The sequence below is a fragment of the Lactococcus sp. EKM203L genome, from assembly GCF_011800585.1.
Taxonomy (GTDB): domain Bacteria; phylum Bacillota; class Bacilli; order Lactobacillales; family Streptococcaceae; genus Lactococcus; species Lactococcus lactis.
Map to the genome: position 1 here is coordinate 33,243 of NZ_JAALEQ010000007.1, position 17,239 is coordinate 50,481.

The 17,239-nt window shown below is 35.6% G+C and carries 19 protein-coding genes and 1 tRNA gene; 1 reads left to right on the forward strand and 19 read right to left on the reverse strand.

Annotated elements, in window-relative coordinates:
- Window positions 1–47 precede the first annotated feature (47 nt).
- The 19 genes from glnA to HFD15_RS11095 all read right to left on the reverse strand — a co-directional run bounded on the left by glnA (window position 48) and on the right by HFD15_RS11095 (window position 16,836).
- Window positions 48–1,388, reverse strand: coding sequence for a type I glutamate--ammonia ligase (glnA, locus tag HFD15_RS11005; RefSeq protein ID WP_003131984.1), 1,341 nt, complete (start codon window positions 1,386–1,388; stop codon window positions 48–50).
- Window positions 1,389–1,449: 61 nt separating this feature from the next.
- Window positions 1,450–1,815, reverse strand: a complete 366-nt coding sequence (locus HFD15_RS11010; RefSeq protein WP_003131985.1) for a MerR family transcriptional regulator — start codon at window positions 1,813–1,815, stop codon at window positions 1,450–1,452.
- A 100-nt stretch (window positions 1,816–1,915) separates the two neighbouring features.
- The gene (locus HFD15_RS11015; protein WP_003131986.1) at window positions 1,916–2,353 is read right to left on the reverse strand and encodes a low molecular weight protein-tyrosine-phosphatase; all 438 of its coding nucleotides are present in this window, start codon (window positions 2,351–2,353) and stop codon (window positions 1,916–1,918) included.
- Window positions 2,354–2,496: 143 nt separating this feature from the next.
- Entirely contained in the window at window positions 2,497–2,661 is a 165-nt protein-coding gene (locus tag HFD15_RS11020; RefSeq protein WP_003131988.1) for a hypothetical protein, read from the reverse strand.
- Window positions 2,662–2,765: 104 nt separating this feature from the next.
- On the reverse strand, window positions 2,766–3,383 hold the full coding sequence (locus HFD15_RS11025; RefSeq protein WP_058208535.1) for an AAA family ATPase: 618 nt from the start codon (window positions 3,381–3,383) through the stop codon (window positions 2,766–2,768).
- Window positions 3,380–4,564: an ABC transporter permease gene (locus HFD15_RS11030; protein ID WP_167593628.1), complete on the reverse strand. Its 1,185-nt coding sequence runs from the start codon at window positions 4,562–4,564 to the stop codon at window positions 3,380–3,382. Before HFD15_RS11030 ends, HFD15_RS11025 begins: the two co-directional genes overlap by 4 nt.
- A 66-nt stretch (window positions 4,565–4,630) precedes the next feature.
- Window positions 4,631–4,921, reverse strand: coding sequence for a hypothetical protein (locus HFD15_RS11035; protein ID WP_058208533.1), 291 nt, complete (start codon window positions 4,919–4,921; stop codon window positions 4,631–4,633).
- 219 nt (window positions 4,922–5,140) lie between these two features.
- The gene (locus tag HFD15_RS11040; RefSeq protein ID WP_012898698.1) at window positions 5,141–6,025 is read right to left on the reverse strand and encodes an XRE/MutR family transcriptional regulator; all 885 of its coding nucleotides are present in this window, start codon (window positions 6,023–6,025) and stop codon (window positions 5,141–5,143) included.
- A gap of 136 nt (window positions 6,026–6,161) precedes the next feature.
- A complete protein-coding gene (gene ruvB / locus HFD15_RS11045; RefSeq protein WP_003131994.1) occupies window positions 6,162–7,163 on the reverse strand; it encodes a Holliday junction branch migration DNA helicase RuvB in 1,002 nt (333 codons plus the stop codon).
- A gap of 126 nt (window positions 7,164–7,289) precedes the next feature.
- Entirely contained in the window at window positions 7,290–7,883 is a 594-nt protein-coding gene (ruvA, locus tag HFD15_RS11050) for a Holliday junction branch migration protein RuvA (RefSeq protein ID WP_003131995.1), read from the reverse strand.
- Window positions 7,884–7,995: 112 nt separating this feature from the next.
- Window positions 7,996–9,966, reverse strand: coding sequence for a DNA mismatch repair endonuclease MutL (gene mutL, locus HFD15_RS11055; RefSeq protein ID WP_167593627.1), 1,971 nt, complete (start codon window positions 9,964–9,966; stop codon window positions 7,996–7,998).
- A 128-nt stretch (window positions 9,967–10,094) separates the two neighbouring features.
- A complete protein-coding gene (locus HFD15_RS11060; protein WP_017865243.1) occupies window positions 10,095–10,790 on the reverse strand; it encodes a hypothetical protein in 696 nt (231 codons plus the stop codon).
- A gap of 114 nt (window positions 10,791–10,904) precedes the next feature.
- Window positions 10,905–13,427 carry a DNA mismatch repair protein MutS gene (mutS, locus tag HFD15_RS11065; protein WP_012898701.1) on the reverse strand — a complete coding sequence of 841 codons (2,523 nt, stop codon included), beginning with the start codon at window positions 13,425–13,427 and terminating at the stop codon, window positions 10,905–10,907.
- Window positions 13,428–13,620: 193 nt separating this feature from the next.
- Window positions 13,621–13,968 (reverse strand): RicAFT regulatory complex protein RicA family protein, encoded by a 348-nt coding sequence (locus tag HFD15_RS11070; RefSeq protein WP_012898702.1) that lies wholly within the window; start codon window positions 13,966–13,968, stop codon window positions 13,621–13,623.
- Window positions 13,969–14,183: 215 nt separating this feature from the next.
- On the reverse strand, window positions 14,184–15,065 hold the full coding sequence (locus HFD15_RS11075) for an NAD(P)-dependent oxidoreductase (RefSeq protein ID WP_012898703.1): 882 nt from the start codon (window positions 15,063–15,065) through the stop codon (window positions 14,184–14,186).
- A 41-nt stretch (window positions 15,066–15,106) separates the two neighbouring features.
- Complete coding sequence (locus HFD15_RS11080) at window positions 15,107–15,313, reverse strand: hypothetical protein (RefSeq protein WP_003132002.1); 207 nt, start codon at window positions 15,311–15,313, stop codon at window positions 15,107–15,109.
- A gap of 71 nt (window positions 15,314–15,384) precedes the next feature.
- Window positions 15,385–15,467, reverse strand: a tRNA-Leu gene (locus tag HFD15_RS11085).
- A gap of 140 nt (window positions 15,468–15,607) precedes the next feature.
- Window positions 15,608–15,985, reverse strand: a complete 378-nt coding sequence (locus HFD15_RS11090) for a DUF1634 domain-containing protein (RefSeq protein WP_003132003.1) — start codon at window positions 15,983–15,985, stop codon at window positions 15,608–15,610.
- Window positions 15,985–16,836: a sulfite exporter TauE/SafE family protein gene (locus tag HFD15_RS11095; RefSeq protein WP_021463283.1), complete on the reverse strand. Its 852-nt coding sequence runs from the start codon at window positions 16,834–16,836 to the stop codon at window positions 15,985–15,987. The genes HFD15_RS11090 and HFD15_RS11095 overlap by 1 nt, the downstream gene beginning before the upstream one ends.
- A gap of 185 nt (window positions 16,837–17,021) precedes the next feature.
- Between HFD15_RS11095 and HFD15_RS11100 the strand changes: the two genes are divergently transcribed.
- Window positions 17,022–17,201, forward strand: coding sequence for a hypothetical protein (locus HFD15_RS11100; RefSeq protein WP_003132007.1), 180 nt, complete (start codon window positions 17,022–17,024; stop codon window positions 17,199–17,201).
- Window positions 17,202–17,239 lie beyond the last annotated feature (38 nt).

The window sequence follows — 17,239 nt, forward strand, 5'->3', positions numbered from 1 at the left end:
GGTCCAAAAAATCACTGACAGGCTTTGTCAGTGATTTTTTATATCAATTAATAAAGTTCTAAATAGTTATCAATTTCCCATTGCGATACGAATTGTGCATAGCTTGCCCATTCAATGCGTTTCGCTTCAACAAAGTTAACCAAAACATGTTCTCCAAGCGCTTCAGTCACAATTGTATCTTCACGCAATGCTTTAACGGCATTGTGCAAAGTAGATGGCAAATCTGTAATACCATGTGCTTTACGTTCTTCTTCTGTCATTACGTAAATATTTGATTCGATTGCTTCTGGCGCTTCCAATTTATGTTCAACACCGTCAAGACCAGCTGCCAATAGAACAGCCAATGCAAGATATGGATTTGCTGTTGGGTCAACCGCACGAAGTTCAACACGAGTTGACAAACCACGTGAAGCAGGTACGCGAATCAAAGGTGATCTGTTACGTCCAGCCCAAGCGACATAAACGGGTGCTTCATAACCAGGAACCAAACGTTTATATGAGTTAACAGTTGGGTTTGTAATTGCTGTAAAGTTATAAGCATGTTTCAAAAGTCCAGCAATAAAGCTATGTGCAACATCTGAAAGTCCCATATCTCCTGTTGGATCAGCAAAGGCATTGGCACCATCTTCTGTAAACAAAGACATGTTACAATGCATCCCAGAACCGTTGATTCCGTGAACTGGTTTTGCCATAAACGTTGCATGTAAACCATGTTTACGCGCAATTGTTTTAACAACAAGCTTAAAGATTTGAATATTATCACAAGCTTTCAAAGCATTGGCATATTTAAAGTCAATTTCGTGTTGACCGATTGCTACTTCGTGGTGAGAAGCTTCAACTTCAAAACCAAGGTCTGTCAATACATTTACGATTTCACGTCTTGTGTTTCCAGCGAGGTCAGTTGGTGCAAGGTCAAAATAACCACCTTTATCATTCACTTCAAGTGTTGGTTCATCATTTTCATTAAGTTTGAAAAGGAAGAACTCTGGTTCAGGTCCAAGGTTAAAGCTCTTGAAGCCCAATTTTTCCATTGATTTAAGGTTACGTTTCAAGACACCACGTGGGTCTCCAGCGAAAGGTTCACCTTCTGGAGTGTAAACATCACAAATTACACCTGCCACTTTACCATACTCATCTCCCCAAGGAAAAACAATCCAAGTGTCAAGGTCTGGATAAAGATACATGTCTGATTCATTGATACGAACGAATCCTTCGATTGATGAACCGTCAAACATCATTTTGTTTTCAAACAATTTGTCCAATTGTTCATCTGTAGCTGGAACTTCAACGTTTTTAAGTGTTCCAAGAATGTCTGTAAACATCAAACGCAAGAATTTAATATCCTTTTCTTTGACGTCGCGACGAATGTCTGCTGCTGTGATTGTCATGCTTTACTCTCCTAGTTAAATTTTCGCTGTAAACTTAGTTGACAAATAAAGTAAACTAAACTTACATCCGCGGTTGGGTAAAATGAGTGGGATCAGGAGTTCCGAATCTACCTTGTTGGGCAAATTCGCGTTCAAGTGCATGGTGGACTTCTCCGATAGATAAAGTTTGAGCCTTCTTAGCATCCCTTTTGGCATAAATTTCTTTGATATCTGCAATATTATTACCTTCTTGCAATAAGTCAGCAATATCAAATAGAGCATCTATGTCATTGAGCGAATACATGCGACGATTACCGTCACTTCGCTCCGGGAAAATAAGCTCTTGCTCTTCGTAATAACGAATCTGCCTTGCGCTTAGGTCAGTGAGTTTCATGACAGTTCCTATTGGAAGTACCGCCATAGAGCGTCTTAATTCACGTTCTTTCACCAAATCTCGCCTCCATGCCTTTCATTATAGACCTTGTTATTAGCAAAGTCAAGTTTTAATGTGAGATTTTCTCACATCGGTTTATTTTATTTGAAATATTTTATACAATTTCATCCAATAATCTTTGACAACCCGTCTTAACAAGTTGATAAGTTTCTTGGAAATCGCCCGTGAACCATGGATCTGGAACACCTTGTTCTAAAAGCATCGCGATTTTTTGACTCGTTCCTTCTGGTGCCATTTTTCTAAGATTTTCTAAATTGGATTCATCCATTGCGATAATTTTATCAAATTCATAAAAATCTTCACTACTGATTTTTTGACTTCCTTTGTGAAGGTCAAAAGCAATCTTTTGTTCTTTTAGTTTTGTTTGGGTTCCAGAATGAATTGGATTTCCATGCTCCCAAGAAGAAGTTGCTCGACTTTCAATCAAAAACTTTGATTCATTCCCTGCCTTTTCAACTAAATCTTTCATGACAAATTCTGCCATTGGGCTACGACAAATATTTCCTAAACAGACAAAAACAATCTTTTCCATGACTTCCTTACTTTATATCATTTATAAATTAACTAATTTTGAGCATTTATTCTATTATACCCTATTTCACAAGATATTACTGACAGAATTCTAAAATGAAAAAGTCTGCCAAAATTTGACAAACTTTTTTACTGACAGACGAACTAATCTTTCTGCTTAATTTTTTTCTTTTTTTCCTTCAATTTTTTATAAATTTTATTGTTATCTACCAAAACTTTACTTTCATTATTTTTAAAAGAATTTTGGAGTTGTTCAACCTCCCGAAAAATATCACTTTTAGGTTGAGGGGCAGGTGTAATTACTGACATAAGTTCTCCTTATCTTTCATTCGACTTATCTCTTAATCGGAAACAATTATTAGAAAATATATAAACCAAATAATGTAGTATTCTTTCGCATTAATTCCCTTTCACTAAAAAAATACATCCATATAACCGATTTCTTTTGCCGCTTCATCAAAATTTGTCACCAAAGTCAGTCCTTTTTCGGACAATAGATAAGCTTGGTCACAGAAATGTTCAATTTCCTTGAGATTGTGTGAGGTTAATAAAACAATTTTTTCTTGAGCGATTTTTTTCACTTCTTCATAAACTAGGGATTTTTTGGAAACGTCAAGCCCACTGAATAGCTCGTCAATGATTAAAATATCACAGTCGATAGAAAATGATAAAATTGTCGCAAAAAGCTCTTTCATTCCTAAAGAAAATTGGCCAATTCTCTTTTTCGCAAATTTATCTGCACCAAAAGTAAGACTTAACTCTCTTGCTCTATCCTGTTCACTATTTTTCAAAATTTTAAAATAATCATGCATTTTTAAACTTTCTTCAAAAGATTCTACATCGGGAAGATAAGCGACACGCCCATTTTCTATTTCTCCTTGAGAAAATCCAATTTCTCCTGAAAGAATGCCGAAAAGTGTACTTTTCCCAATCCCATTTCGTCCAATCAGACCGTACAAACCATTTTCAGAAATCTCAAAATTAAGCGGAGCAATGTCTGGTATCTTTAAATTTTTTATTTTTAATATCATGAGATTCTCCTTGTTTTTTGATTTTTAATAATGAAGACAGAAATGAGCAAAAATAATACACTTAAAGAAAGTAGATAGCCAGCCCCGATTAATATAGAATATTTCCCAAAAAGAGCACTAGGATTTCCAAAAAGTTTTAGAGGTTCAAGATAAGAAAGTGGCACAAAACGTCTAATTGAAATTATCCAAGAAACATTTCCTATCATCGAATATCCCATGACAAATAGAGCTATAACCCCAACAACAACCATACTCCGTTTTACAAAAACAGAAATCAAGGCACCTAATGAAGCCAAGAAAAAGATGACAAAAAACAGATAGAGGATACTTCCTAAATCCAAAATTCCATTTGGAATTGTGAGATTAGTCAAAGTAAATCCTGTTTTCAAATCCGAATCACCAAGATAGGCGGGATAATTCCATGCTCCAAAACCATTCACCACCCCAATTACCAGAAAATAAATGATACTAGAAATAATAATCCAAGCAAAGGTCGCTAAAGTTCCAGATAAAACTTTTATAATTAAATTTTTCTGCAAATCAATTCCCGCAAATCGATAAAATCTGTTTTCTTTTGATTCATAACTAGTGGCGACAAGGATTGAAACCATGGAAGCAAATAAGACAATGAATAGACTACTCGTTAAAATTGGAATGAACTGCTGATGAAAATTTCCAAAAGCATGAGATTGCATGGTAGACATTGCTTCAAAATCTAACTTTCTCTCTTGAACTGTCTTGATATACTTAATTTCTGCTTTCAGGAATTTATCTTGACCAGATGATGATTGGTTACCATTTTGTTTAAAATACAACTGGTCAATTTCTTTTTGTAAATGATAATATTCATTAATGTCATTGACGCCTATAGCTGCGATTTGTTTTTGATAGATGTTATCTTTTTGCTTTAAGTCACTCAATGTATTATTTAGATTATCATCTTCTGCCTTCACTTTTGTGGTTTTTAGGCTTTCTTCAGTAGTTTCAATGTTATCCTGAACTGATTTTTCATTAGTCTGTACCTCTTGAACAAGGCTAGTGATGTTATTTTTAAAAATATTAGTAAAAGAAATTGTATTATATACACTATAAACTATGATTAAGGAAGAAATCAAAGCTAATAAGTATCTGTTTCTTTTGTTTAGAATAAACTTTTTTAATTCAAATTTGAAGTATTTCATTTAATCACCTCTCAATCAAAAATAATCATTAAATAGGAGTAAGTGAGGTAGCTTACTCCTATTCCATCAATAATGATAATAAGTAGTTACTTGTTTTGCCGGTTGACTTTGTCCGACAGAATTTACTACCGTGTAGTAAATTGTACTTGTGGTGATTGTATAAGAACCTCCATGAAGGATATTCACATAATCATAATAATCCGTTGTTCCTGTAGAAACATTATTTAGATAGTAAGTAACTGAACTTGTTTTTACATAGGCGACTTGAGTCGCAGATACAGAAGTTACCCCTATCGCACCTGTCGTAACAAGTAAAGTTGATAAGACAAAGATTTGTTTTTTCAAATTCATTTTCATAATTTACCTCTTTCTGCCCAAATTCAGAAAGAAATTATCTTTTCTGAATCAAGCTGATGATATTTTTCTCATGTTGAGAGATTCCTTTCATTTTTTACTTTGTTTTCTTGGCTGCGATCAGTAGCTTGCGAATTTGTCCATTGGTTTTTCCTCGTTTGTTTTTATTTTTGTCTCCTTAACTTTATTGTAGCACCGATTTCGAAAGCACAAAAAAAAGATTCAAATTGAATCTTTTCCTAGAATATCACTTAACCATTGAGGAAAATTATAGTTTTTCACATATTTATCATAGAGTTTTTGGTAGGTTTTTGCTAAATTTATACTTCCTTCCCAATCAAAAATTTCGATGACCTTTTTCATGCTTTCAATTCCCAGAAGTCGTTCTTCGCCTTGACCATAAAAAATACAATAATAACCTTTAGTAAAGCGATAAATCAATCTAGAATATGCGTCTTTTTCATGACAATATGCTTTGACCAGAGCCAGACATTCTTGCGCTTCCTTTTCTTTCCCTTCTTGGATACAAGTCACTGCTCCGCGACAGGCGATTTGACAAATAATTTTGCGATAACGTGTACGATTGGCTAACCTTTGATGATGATGGCTCAAATCTTGAATAATTGCTTTTATCATTTCTGACGAAAATTGCTCAATGGTATCTGACAAAATGAGAAGTTCATAAAAACTAAATATTTCAATTCCTAAAATAAAAGAACTTAACTCAACCACTTCGTTTTCTGGCAACTTTTCTAAGCGTGCTTTGGCACAAAGAGCAATCAAATGTTCGCCAATTTGCTCACATTGCCAGGCAATGTCTTTTAGTTCTTCAATATTATTATTCGTTGCCGCTTGGTCGATTTTACTAAATAATTCTTCGTAAAAACTATGTTTAAAATTATTGAGATAATAATCATATTCAGAAAGTTCCAAGTGAAGAAATTCAAGCAAAGCATCAATTTGATCAAGATTTAAATAACCTTCTCCACTAAAAAAACGAGAGAGACTACTTTTAGGAATTCCTGTTTTTTTGATAATTTCATTTTTCGTGATTTCTTTAGCTTCACAGAGTTCTTGAAGTTTTAAACCATAGTATTGATTAACCATTTGTCTTGTCTCTCCAGTCGTAACTTTATGGTCATATTATATACTTTTTTCATTATTGTTACAACGGTAGGAATTTATGTAATATAAAAAAGCCCGTCAAGCTTTGACAAACTTTTTTACTGACAGATACTAACTGTCAATCTTCTTCATTATAAACGTAACCTAAGTGTTCATAGGCTCTTTGGGTCACCTTACGTCCCTGTTTAGTTCTCATCAAAAATCCTTTTTGAATCAAATAAGGTTCATACATATCCTCGACCGTTTCACGGTCTTCGGCAATATTTACCGCCAAAGTTCCAATCCCAACAGGACCACCGTGGTACATTTCAATCATTGTGCGGAGAATTTTTTGGTCAATATAATCCAAACCAGCGGCATCAACATCAAGAATAGACAAGGCCTTATCGGTAATTGCTTTATCCACTCGGCCATCCCCCATTATTTGAGCAAAATCACGCACTCGTTTAAGTAAACGATTGGCAATCCGCGGAGTCCCTCGACTACGTAAAGCAATCTCTAAAGCGGCATTATCAATAACTTCGACTTCAAAAATATCAGCTGTTCTTTTAACAATTTCTTCTAAATCACGCTCTTGATAATACTCCATATGACTTGAAATTCCAAAACGGGCACGCAATGGATTCGAAAGCATTCCAGCTCTTGTTGTTGCCCCAACTAGAGTAAATGGCGGCAAATCTAAATGAACCGAGCGTGAACCATCACCAGAACCAAGCATAATATCAATGTAGAAATCTTCCATAGCGCTATAAAGAACTTCTTCAACTTGCATTGGCATCCGATGAATTTCATCAATAAATAGTACATCGCCAGGTTCCAATTCATTCAAAATCGCAACTAAATCTCCTGGCTTTTCAATGGCAGGACCCGCTGTTTGTTTAATATTAACCCCCAACTCATTGGCAATGACAAATGCCATTGTTGTCTTACCAAGTCCCGGAGGGCCAAAAAGTAACACGTGGTCCAAAACTTCTTCACGCATTTTTGCTGCTTTAATAAAGATTTCTAATTGTTCTTTGACTTTATCTTGACCAATATATTGATTAAAAAATTGCGGACGTAGAGATTTTTCAATACCGTAATCTTCTTCCATTGGCTCTTTGTTTAATATATCGTTCATCTTATCTTGTAATTCTCCTTTTAGAGATGATTTTTGATGACTTATGAGAAGCTGTCAGTAAATTTTACTGACAGAAAGACTTGAATGACTATTTTTGATGTCTGTCAGTTCTTTCTTCAAACTTTTTTATTTCATCATAAGTTTTAAGGCTGATTTGATATATTCTTCGCTGGTCAGACCTGTTTCTTGAGCTAATTTTTTCTCAATTTTCTTCAATTCTGTTGCTTTATAACCCAAAGCTTGTAGCGCTTCAATCGCTTCTTCCAAAGCAAGATTGCCAGCAGGTCCAGCATCAAGAAGAGAAATACCTACAGTTCCTGTCGCATCAAATTTCCCAGCCAAATCAAGCACCATCTGCATGGCTGTTTTTTTACCAACTCCTGGAAATTTAGTTAAATACTTGATATCACTATTGTCAATAGCAGTGATTAAACCTTCGTTATCAGCCGCCGCAATGATGGCCAGAGCTGATTTTGGCCCAATCCCAGAAACGCTGATCAGACGTAAGAATAAAGCTTTTTCGGCCTCGTTAACAAAACCATAGAGGCTGTGGGCATCTTCGCGAATGACTTGATGAACATAAATTTTTACTTCTGTGTTCATCAAAGCCGACCAAGCGTAAGGGTTAGCTACACTGATAAGATAACCAATTCCTGCTACATCAATTACAATATTTGTTGGGGAAATTTTTACTAATTTTCCATTAAGATATTCAAACATTTTTTTACTTTTCTAATTTTTTTGATTGACAAACTCCCTTATTCAAGTCTGTCAGTAGTTTTTATCTATTTTTTTACTGACCAACTTCATCATTAATCTGTTTAGTCACTTTTTACTCAAAATCTTTCCACGAAGCTGCTTTTGAACGATGCGTTTCTTGGATTCTCCGGAACATTTTTTGAATGTCATCCCCTGAAAAATGAACAATCGTTGGCCGTCCATGCGCACAACTATAAGGATTTTTACAAGTTGCTAATTCTGCAATCAATGCTCTAGCTGACTCGGCATCAAGGGGATGATTAGCTTTAATTGAACTTTTACAAGCAACCATTGCAGCTAAATCATGACGATATTTTTTGAGTGAAAATTCTTTTGATGAGAGAATAATATCAATCATTTCATTAATTGATTTCTCTATCTCGGTTTCTTTTAACCAGATTGGATGTTCTCTTAAAATGAATTGATTTTCTCCGTATTCTTCTAAGAAAACACCGGCTTCATGCAACAAATCTTTCTTCTCGGCTAAAACAATAAAATCATTTTTGGCTAAAGTGAACAAATATGGTGCAAGTAAAATTTGTTGCTCCATACTGACCTCACCAATTTTATCTTTCCAATACTCATATTTGATTCGCTCTTGAGCCGCATGTTGGTCAACCAAATAAAGTCCTTCTTTGGACTGACAAAGTAAATAAGTCGCATGCAATTGTGCCAAGTATTCAAGCTGCGGAAAAGTTGATGACTGACTTATCTTTACTTCATTATCAAAATCAATTTCAAAGTTGCTGACAGTATTTTCTAGACTGTTGTCAGTAATTTCAGTTGTACTTTCAACAGTTCTGTCAGTAATTTTTTCACTGACAGCATCTGTATTAAGTTGATTTTCTGTAAAATTATCAAAAGTTCGTTCAGACGAATCATTTGAAGCTTGATTTTTATTGATTTTAAAAGTTGCCTCTTCTCTGACATAAAAATCTTGGCGAACATTATCATAATATAAAGGATTATTTTGCAAAGGAAGTTCCGTTTGAACAGAAAGACTCTCCTTTTCTTTAGCTCTTCCTTGCAAATTTTCCAAAGCTTCTGGAATCAAAACACCTTCTGATAAAGCTTCATCAATTGCTTTAGAAATTAAAGCCATCAATTCACGCTCTTTAGACAAACGCACCTCTTGTTTTGTCGGATGAACATTAACATCAGCAAGTGTTGGGTCAATTTTAATCGATAAAATAGCAAAAGGGAACCGTCCCACCATCAATCGATTGCCATACCCTTCTAAAATTGCCCGATTCAATAAAAAGTTTTTGATAAATCGACCATTTATTAAAATCGTAATATAATTACGATTAGCCCTTGTCAGCTCTGGTAAGCTGACATAACCTATTAGTTCAAAATCTAAGTCTGAGCCCTTGATTTGACGCATTTTTTTCGCTGTCCCTATACCATAAATTGCAGCAATAACCTGACGTAAATCACCATTTCCAGCCGTTTTCAAAAATTCTTTACCCTCATTAACTAAAGTAAAGGAAATCTCTGGATGAGCCAGACTCAATCGGTGGATGATGTCTGTGATATGAGAAAGTTCAGCCTGCAAGGACTTGATATACTTGAGTCTTGCTGGTGTATTATAAAAAAGATTAGCAACAGAAATTTTCGTCCCCACGCGCTTAGCAAGTGGTTCTAAAGTTTCGATATTTCCACCTTTAGCAATTAGTTTTGTTCCTGATTCTTCCTCAGCCGTACTTGTTTCAATGGTCATCTGGCTGACAGAAGCGATTGATGGCAGAGCCTCCCCCCGAAAACCGAGTGTTCTAATCCGAAACAAATCTGCCGAATCCTTGATTTTACTTGTTGCATGACGACGTAAAGCCAAAGCCACATCTTCTTTTTCCAAACCCAAACCATTATCAATGACTTCAATTAATCGCAAACCAGCTTCTTCAACATTGATAATAATTTTACTGCTTCCAGCATCAATTGAGTTTTCGACTAATTCTTTGACAACACTAGCAGGCCGCTCAACCACCTCTCCAGCAGCAATTTGATTGGCGAGCGCTTCATTTAGTTCAATAATTTTTCCCACAATAATCTCGCTCTCTTGTTTTTTAAAATTAATTCTAATTATAACACAAAAAGCAAGGGCTCGCTTTTCATTTTTTACTGACAAAAAATGATAGACAAGATGAAAATTGTCTATCATTTTTACATTAATTAGTAGTTTCCAAAATTGCGGTAACCATTATCAAAATTATTATAGCTGTTAAAAGCAAAGACTAATACGAAAATAAGAATCAAAATTGCAATCACAAATAATACAATTCCAATAATGAATGCAACGAAACCTGCTCGATTCCAACCGTCCATGACCTTACGGAACTCTTCCTCATCACGATATTTATTATCTCGATTTTCAAGTGCCCATTTTTCGCCATTAAAACCAAAAACAATCATCCATACAATCCCAAAAATCCAACCTATCCATGGGATTAATCCAATCAAAATCAAGAGTCCCAAATAAGCACGGTTGGCAATCCCAAACCACATTGGAAAAGAGAAAGCTCCCCAGTTCCATTTAGTTTTAATTTCATCTTGATTTTCTAGTGAGCGATTCTGAGGAATATCTGCATAAGCTGATTGTTCGCTCGTTTTCTCTTCGACTTTTGAATCAAGTGGTTCACTAGCAGCAATTACTGGTTCTGCAATCACTGGTTCACTTACAAAACCTTCTGAAACTTCAGCCTTGGCAACTACTGGCTCATCAAGTACAGGCTCTGAGGCATCCCATTCACTAATATCACTCTTAGTTGTTTCTTCTTGAGAAGCAAGATTCTCAGAATTTAATTCTTCAGTTGGCTCCACTTGAGTCTCTGGAATTTCTTGCCCTTTAAGTTCTTTTTCATTTTCCATGTTTAGCTCCTTTTTATGTTAGCTTCTACTCAATTCATCTTTCAATGAATTTCTTTTTAAGTAATTATAGCCTTTTTTCTTAGCTTATTTACAGAATATGCCTCGCTACCAAGTTCAAAGTGAATCTTTAAGTTCCCACAAGAAATTCAATGCCTCTCTTGCAGTCATATTATCAACATTTTGCCTTTTTATCTTTTCAATAATTTCTGAAGAATTTTCGGTAAAATCAAATAAACTAAGTTGTTCTTGTTCATCAGCAACTTTTTTAGCAGGCAAAGGTTTATTTTCTAACTTCTGCAAAATCAAATCTGCTCGCTCTAACAAAGGCTGTGGTAAACCTGCAATTTTCGCCACATGAATCCCATAGGATTTATCAGCTGGTCCCTCTGTTATTTTATGCAAAAAAGTCACATTCCCATTTTGCTCCAAGGTAGCAACATGGACATTATCAAGATGATCGAGCGCTTCATCTAAGTCTGTCAATTCATGATAATGCGTAGCAAACAAGGTCTTTGCCCCAATATGGTCATGAACATATTCAATAATTGCTTGAGCTAGAGCCATCCCATCATAAGTTGCCGTTCCTCGCCCTAATTCATCAAAAATAATCAGGCTGCGACTGCTTGCCTTTTGAATGGCATGATTGGCCTCAGACATTTCAACCATAAAGGTCGATTCCCCTGAAATCAAGTTATCACTGGCACCAATCCGTGTAAAGATGGCATCAAAAATTGGTAAATTGGCTGTTTCGGCTGGAACAAAAGATCCAATTTGAGCCATAATCACCGTCAAAGCAAATTGACGCATGTAGGTTGATTTACCTGACATATTCGGTCCTGTGATGAGTTGAATATCTGTTTGTTCAGGCAGTTCAATATCATTTGGCACATATTCTTGAGCACCCATGACCGCTTCAACGACCGCATGACGACCGCCTTTAATTTCAACAATTCTTGAACCGTCTGTAAGCGTCGGACGGATATATCCTTGTTTTTCGGCAACGACAGATAGACTTTGTAAACAATCAATTTCAGCAATTGTTTTGGCTAGAGCTTGTAGTCTGCCAATATATTGCTCCGTTTCAGTCCGAAGGCCCATGAATAAATCATATTCTAGAGATGATGATTTTTCACGCGCTTCCAACATAATTTCTTCAATTTCAGTTAATTCCTGAGAACCAAAACGCTCAGAATTTTTCAAAGTTGCCTTCCGATAAAAATGTTCAGGAACACTATTCAACTGACTTTGAGTAATATGAAAATAATAACCATCCTTACGATTATAATCAATTCGTAGTGTGGAAATTCCTGTCTTGGCTTTTTCATCTGCTTCCAATTTAGCAATCCAAGAAGTCCCATTTTCAAGCGCCTCCCGATATTTATCTAATTGAGCATTGTAGCCTTTTTTAATAATGCCCCCTTCAGTAATCGTTCTTGAGGCATTCTCACTAATAGCTGAATTAATTAAACCAGATAATTCTGGAATTTCGTCTAATTGGCTTTTTAACTCTTCTAATGGAGCTTCATTAAGCATTCCCAAAATATTTTTGATAGCAGGAACATTTGATAAAGAATTAGCCAGCTGCAAAAAATCAACCGGAACAGCCTTACCAAAAGAAACACGTGAAGCCAAACGTTCTAAATCATAGACCCCTTTTAAGGCTTCTATCAAATCGGAACGCTCAAAGAAATGGTCTAAGAAAATTTGAACAATTTCCATTCGTTTTTGAATGGCTGAATTTGAAACCAAAGGACGGTCAATCCACGACCGTAACATTCTGGTTCCCATCGCTGTTTTCGTCTCATCAAGCAACCAATAAAGTGTGCCATGTTTTTTATTTTCTCTTTTATTTGCCGTCAGCTCTAAAGATGATTTTGTCGCAAAGTCCATTTGCAAAAAGTCTTTAATTTCATAATGTTCAACTTCTTGTAAGTGACTCAAATCACGCATTTGTGTTTCTTTGACATAAGCCAACAATTTTGAAGCGACTTGATTTTCTAAGGCGGTCAATCCTGACAAATCTATCAGTAAATTTTCAGGAATTTCAATTTGTTCTGAAATCAAAAGATTCATTTGTCTTTCAAAAACTTTTAACTGACTTTCATCTAAAGTAAAACCAGCTACAATTTCCCGCGCCTTGAGTGAAGCAATTTCTCCTACTACCGCTGAAAATTCGCTGAGCTCTGTCACCTTGAATTCACCAGTTGATAAGTCCATATAGGAAAGAGCATAATGTTTATCTTTGAAGTCAATTGCCACCAAGAAATTATTATCAACCGAATTTGCAGTGTCAATCGTTGTCCCTGGGGTAATCACCTGTGTTACTGCCCGTTTAACAATTCCGACCGCTTTTTTCGGGTCTTCCATTTGTTCAGCAACAGCCACTTTGTAGCCTAAATCAACCAATTTATCAATGTATTCAGCTGCTGCATGGTGGGGAACACCAGCCATTGGAATTGGATTTTCTGAATTTTTATTTCTTGAAGTCAGGGTTAATTCTAATATTTGGGCAGCATTCACTGCATCATCATAGAAAAGCTCATAAAAATCACCCATCCGAAAGAGCAAGAAAGCATCGGGATAATCTTGTTTGATGTCTAAATATTGTTGCATTCCTGGTGAAATTTTTTCAGCCATTTTTTCTTCCTATCCCATCTAAATTTTACTGACGAAATTCTTAGCATATCCGTAAGAAAATTTAACACTAAATATCCTAAAACAGAAATTCTGTCAGTATTTTTTTATTATATTTTTACTGACAAAAATTCTAGCATCTCCATAAGCAAGCTTTCATGGCCTATCCTATGCCAGAATTTCTTGTCAGTACTTTTTATTCACCAGTTTCCAACAAAAGATTTACTTTTTCTTCTAATTCACCAGTGATATATTGAACTAAATCATTGACATCCTCTAATTTTGTAGCATAATCTTCTACCAAAGGATGATGCTTAATCCGTTTTTCAATGACTTGAGCCGACTGTGAAGTCTTTTTGTAAGCCTGTATTTTATCAATTTTTTGATATAAAACAGCCTCTTTTTGTAGAGCTTTCATTTCTTCTTGAGCTTTAAAAAGTTCTTGATTAGCCATTAGTGCTGTTTCAGCTTGTTGAAAATCTTTAACATAATCAAGACTTTTTATTTTTTCAACAAGCAAATCAACTAAGTCATCATAGTGCATCTCAAGCCTCCTTAAAATTTCATTAATTACTAATTATTTCTTTCATTAAAACTCTTAGACTTTATAAAATAATTATAACATATTTGGTAAAGTGACGATACTTCGCTTTATAAATTAGGGTTAAATCTATAAAATATATTTAGTTTTTCAATCACTTCAACTTTTTTATCTATAAAAACAGCCTGAAATGTTCAGGCTGTTTTGCGCTATTTCTCTTATTCTGGACGATGTCCATTTGGCCACCAAAGTTTAATCAAAGCTTGAGTCCCATCATTTTCAAAGCCTTTATCAGCTAATTGCTCATAGAGTTCTTTTGCCCCTTTAGTTGCAGGAAGCTCAAGATTCATTTTTTCTGCCTCAGAAAGTGCAATCCCTAAGTCTTTGATGAAATGCTTAACAAAAAATCCTGCACTATAATCTTCACGGAGAATCCGAGGCCCGTAATTAGCCAAAGACCAAGTAGCACCAGAACCTCCCCCAACAGTATTTAAAACTTTATCCAAATCCAAACCAGCCTTTTGGGCATAAGCTAGAAGCTCAGTCATTCCAGTCATTGTACCCGCAATACAAATTTGGTTAGCCATTTTGGTGTGTTGTCCACTTCCAGCTGCCCCTTGATGAGTAATAGTTTTTCCCATTTTTTCAAATAAAGGCAAAGCTTTCTCATAAGTTTCTGAATCACCACCAACCATAATAGTCAGTGTCGCATTTTTTGCACCCAAATCTCCTCCAGAAACAGGGGCATCAAGTGCGAAAGCTCCAACTTTTTTAGCTTCTTGATAAATTTCTTGTGCTAAAGTTGGCTCAGTCGTCGTCATATCAATAAGAACTTTTCCTGAACAATCATTTTTGAAAATTCCTTCTGCACCAAAATAAACTTCGCGGACGTCCTTAGGATAACCAACAATTGTAATCACAAACTCAGCTTGAGCCGCAGCCTTTTGTGGATTTTCAGCATAAGTTGCACCACGTGCCACAAGACCGTCCGTTTTTGATTTTGTACGATTATAAACAATTAAATCATGACCAGCGTCCATAAGATGACCAGCCATTGCGGCTCCCATCACACCCGTACCAATAAATGCTATTTTTGACATTTCTTCTCCTTTATTTAGCAGATTTATAAAATCTGTTTCGTCTAATTTTGGTAATCACGACGTTTACGGGCTTTATCTCCCCGCAACCGTTTGATTTTTCGGTTACGATATTCATCCAATTGATAAGTTTTCAACCATTTTTCAATAGCCACTCGTGAATTTCCTGTTTCTTCGCCAATGCTTGATAAAGAGCGTAAAGGATTTTCATCAATGATTTTCTCTAGTTCTTCTCTTGTTAATCTAGTCATATTTCTCCATCTCTTAAAAAGCTCAAAAGAGCAAAAAACGGCCAGCTTCCAGCCAACCGTCCACTTAATCATGGGGAAGAAGGGATTTGAACCCTCACGCGATTTCTCGCACATGCACCTGAAGCATGCGTGTCTGCCATTCCACCACTTCCCCTACGGATCATAACCTTGTCCTTTTACGTAAGTCGCTAAAGCGACTACTACAAAGGCACTTCCCCTACGGGTCATAACACTTTTCTATAATATCAGTTTAATAGAAAAAATGCAAGTTGAAAATCCGCTATGACGCCCTATTTAAGCACCTCCGTGCCCTACAAACATTGCAACAATTAATATAATCAAAACTAAAGTTGTAATTGCCACATAGAGTTTATCTCCTTCTTTTGCAAAAGCCACAATTGAAGCAACTACTCGCAAAACAGGAGTCAAAATTAAGAGGAATAATCCAGTCATCAACCAAGCCAATGCTTTAAATTCAACTAAACCACTTAAAATTTCATTAAATTTATCTGGCCAAACCCCTTCAGCATAACCAGAATGGCCGCTTAGGAGAAACATCAAAATTCCAATAATAATGACTGTAGTACTAACAAATACACCAATCCGAAGAATCTTTCCGATATTTCGCTCTATTTTGAGTAACTCTTCTTTTGTTAATTCTTTATTTACCATTAGAGCGATACCCCCAATCCTTTAAGCAACATTTGTAATGCCATAATTAAAATAACTGGAATGAAAATCAATCGAATTGTTTTCGCTGGTAACTTAGGCATAATTTTTGAGCCCAAAGCTGCACCGGCAACAATCCCAATAGCAAGCGGACCTGCTAAACTTGGATTAACATAGCCATTGAAAAAATAAACCGTTGCAGAAGCCGCTGCTGTTACCCCAATCATCAAATTTGAAGTCGCTGTTGAAGCTTTTAAAGGCATTTTCATCATTGAATCCATTGCCATGACCTTAAAGACCCCAGAACCAATTCCCAAAAGACCTGACGCAACACCAGCACCAAGCATTACAGCAGCACCACCTGGAACCTTTTCTACTTGATAAGGAATTTCTTTGCCAAGCTGTTTATCATAATAGCTTGAGTTTAATTTTAATTTCTCAGCAATCTTGTCTGACTCCACCTTTTGAACAACTTCCTCACCTTTATGCATTTTCCGCCACATATTGTAGCCTTGGAAAATCAAAAGACAACCAAATAAAATATTTAAAATCGTAGCATCAAAAAATCCTGCTAAAATTGCACCAACTAAACCACCAATTGTGGTAAATATTTCCAAAAACATAGCGGTACGAACATTAATCATATCATCTTTCAGATAAGAAATGGCCGCACCAGAACTTGTTGCAATAACGGCAACAATACTTGCCCCAATGGCATATTTAATATCAACACCAAAAAATGTCGTAATAATAGGCGTGATAATAATTCCACCCCCAAGACCCAAAATTGAGCCAAATACCCCTGCGACGAAACCAAGAAGTAACATCAACAGAGTAAATACTAATAAAGACATGTGTTTCTCCAATCTAATAACCCTATTTTACCAAAAACTTTTTAAAGCTGCTTGTTCCTTTGATTAAGATACTTTATCAAGAACATTTAAATCCTATTCTATTTTTTACAACCCCAATTTATGATATAATTCTTATAAGATTAATGCTTCACAAGAGTTTTTGAGGCAACTTATTGGAGGTTAAAATGAATAGACAAGAACTTGAGACACGACTTCGTCAAGAGCTAGCAATTCCCTTTTATAATGCTAAAATAGCCGAGCGCGATTATAGCGAGTCCGAATTTCAAGAAATGAAAGCTGAACTCAAAGCCGATATTGAACAGTACGCTCATGATTACGTCAATGAAACTAATACAAATGGTTAAATTTTACTGACAGAAATTCTAAATCAGTCTGTCAGTAA

What these genes read in the sequence shown, in the direction of transcription:
- glnA (WP_003131984.1), bottom strand. Translation starts at nt 1,388, where the DNA reads ATGACAATCACAGCAGCAGACATTCGTCGCGACGTCAAAGAAAAGGAT.
- HFD15_RS11015 (WP_003131986.1), bottom strand. Translation starts at nt 2,353, where the DNA reads ATGGAAAAGATTGTTTTTGTCTGTTTAGGAAATATTTGTCGTAGCCCA.
- HFD15_RS11020 (WP_003131988.1), bottom strand. Translation starts at nt 2,661, where the DNA reads ATGTCAGTAATTACACCTGCCCCTCAACCTAAAAGTGATATTTTTCGG.
- HFD15_RS11025 (WP_058208535.1), bottom strand. Translation starts at nt 3,383, where the DNA reads ATGATATTAAAAATAAAAAATTTAAAGATACCAGACATTGCTCCGCTT.
- HFD15_RS11030 (WP_167593628.1), bottom strand. Translation starts at nt 4,564, where the DNA reads ATGAAATACTTCAAATTTGAATTAAAAAAGTTTATTCTAAACAAAAGA.
- HFD15_RS11035 (WP_058208533.1), bottom strand. Translation starts at nt 4,921, where the DNA reads ATGAAAATGAATTTGAAAAAACAAATCTTTGTCTTATCAACTTTACTT.
- HFD15_RS11040 (WP_012898698.1), bottom strand. Translation starts at nt 6,025, where the DNA reads ATGGTTAATCAATACTATGGTTTAAAACTTCAAGAACTCTGTGAAGCT.
- ruvB (WP_003131994.1), bottom strand. Translation starts at nt 7,163, where the DNA reads ATGAACGATATATTAAACAAAGAGCCAATGGAAGAAGATTACGGTATT.
- ruvA (WP_003131995.1), bottom strand. Translation starts at nt 7,883, where the DNA reads ATGTTTGAATATCTTAATGGAAAATTAGTAAAAATTTCCCCAACAAAT.
- HFD15_RS11060 (WP_017865243.1), bottom strand. Translation starts at nt 10,790, where the DNA reads ATGGAAAATGAAAAAGAACTTAAAGGGCAAGAAATTCCAGAGACTCAA.
- mutS (WP_012898701.1), bottom strand. Translation starts at nt 13,427, where the DNA reads ATGGCTGAAAAAATTTCACCAGGAATGCAACAATATTTAGACATCAAA.
- HFD15_RS11070 (WP_012898702.1), bottom strand. Translation starts at nt 13,968, where the DNA reads ATGCACTATGATGACTTAGTTGATTTGCTTGTTGAAAAAATAAAAAGT.
- HFD15_RS11075 (WP_012898703.1), bottom strand. Translation starts at nt 15,065, where the DNA reads ATGTCAAAAATAGCATTTATTGGTACGGGTGTGATGGGAGCCGCAATG.
- HFD15_RS11080 (WP_003132002.1), bottom strand. Translation starts at nt 15,313, where the DNA reads ATGACTAGATTAACAAGAGAAGAACTAGAGAAAATCATTGATGAAAAT.
- HFD15_RS11090 (WP_003132003.1), bottom strand. Translation starts at nt 15,985, where the DNA reads ATGGTAAATAAAGAATTAACAAAAGAAGAGTTACTCAAAATAGAGCGA.
- HFD15_RS11095 (WP_021463283.1), bottom strand. Translation starts at nt 16,836, where the DNA reads ATGTCTTTATTAGTATTTACTCTGTTGATGTTACTTCTTGGTTTCGTC.
- HFD15_RS11100 (WP_003132007.1), top strand. Translation starts at nt 17,022, where the DNA reads ATGAATAGACAAGAACTTGAGACACGACTTCGTCAAGAGCTAGCAATT.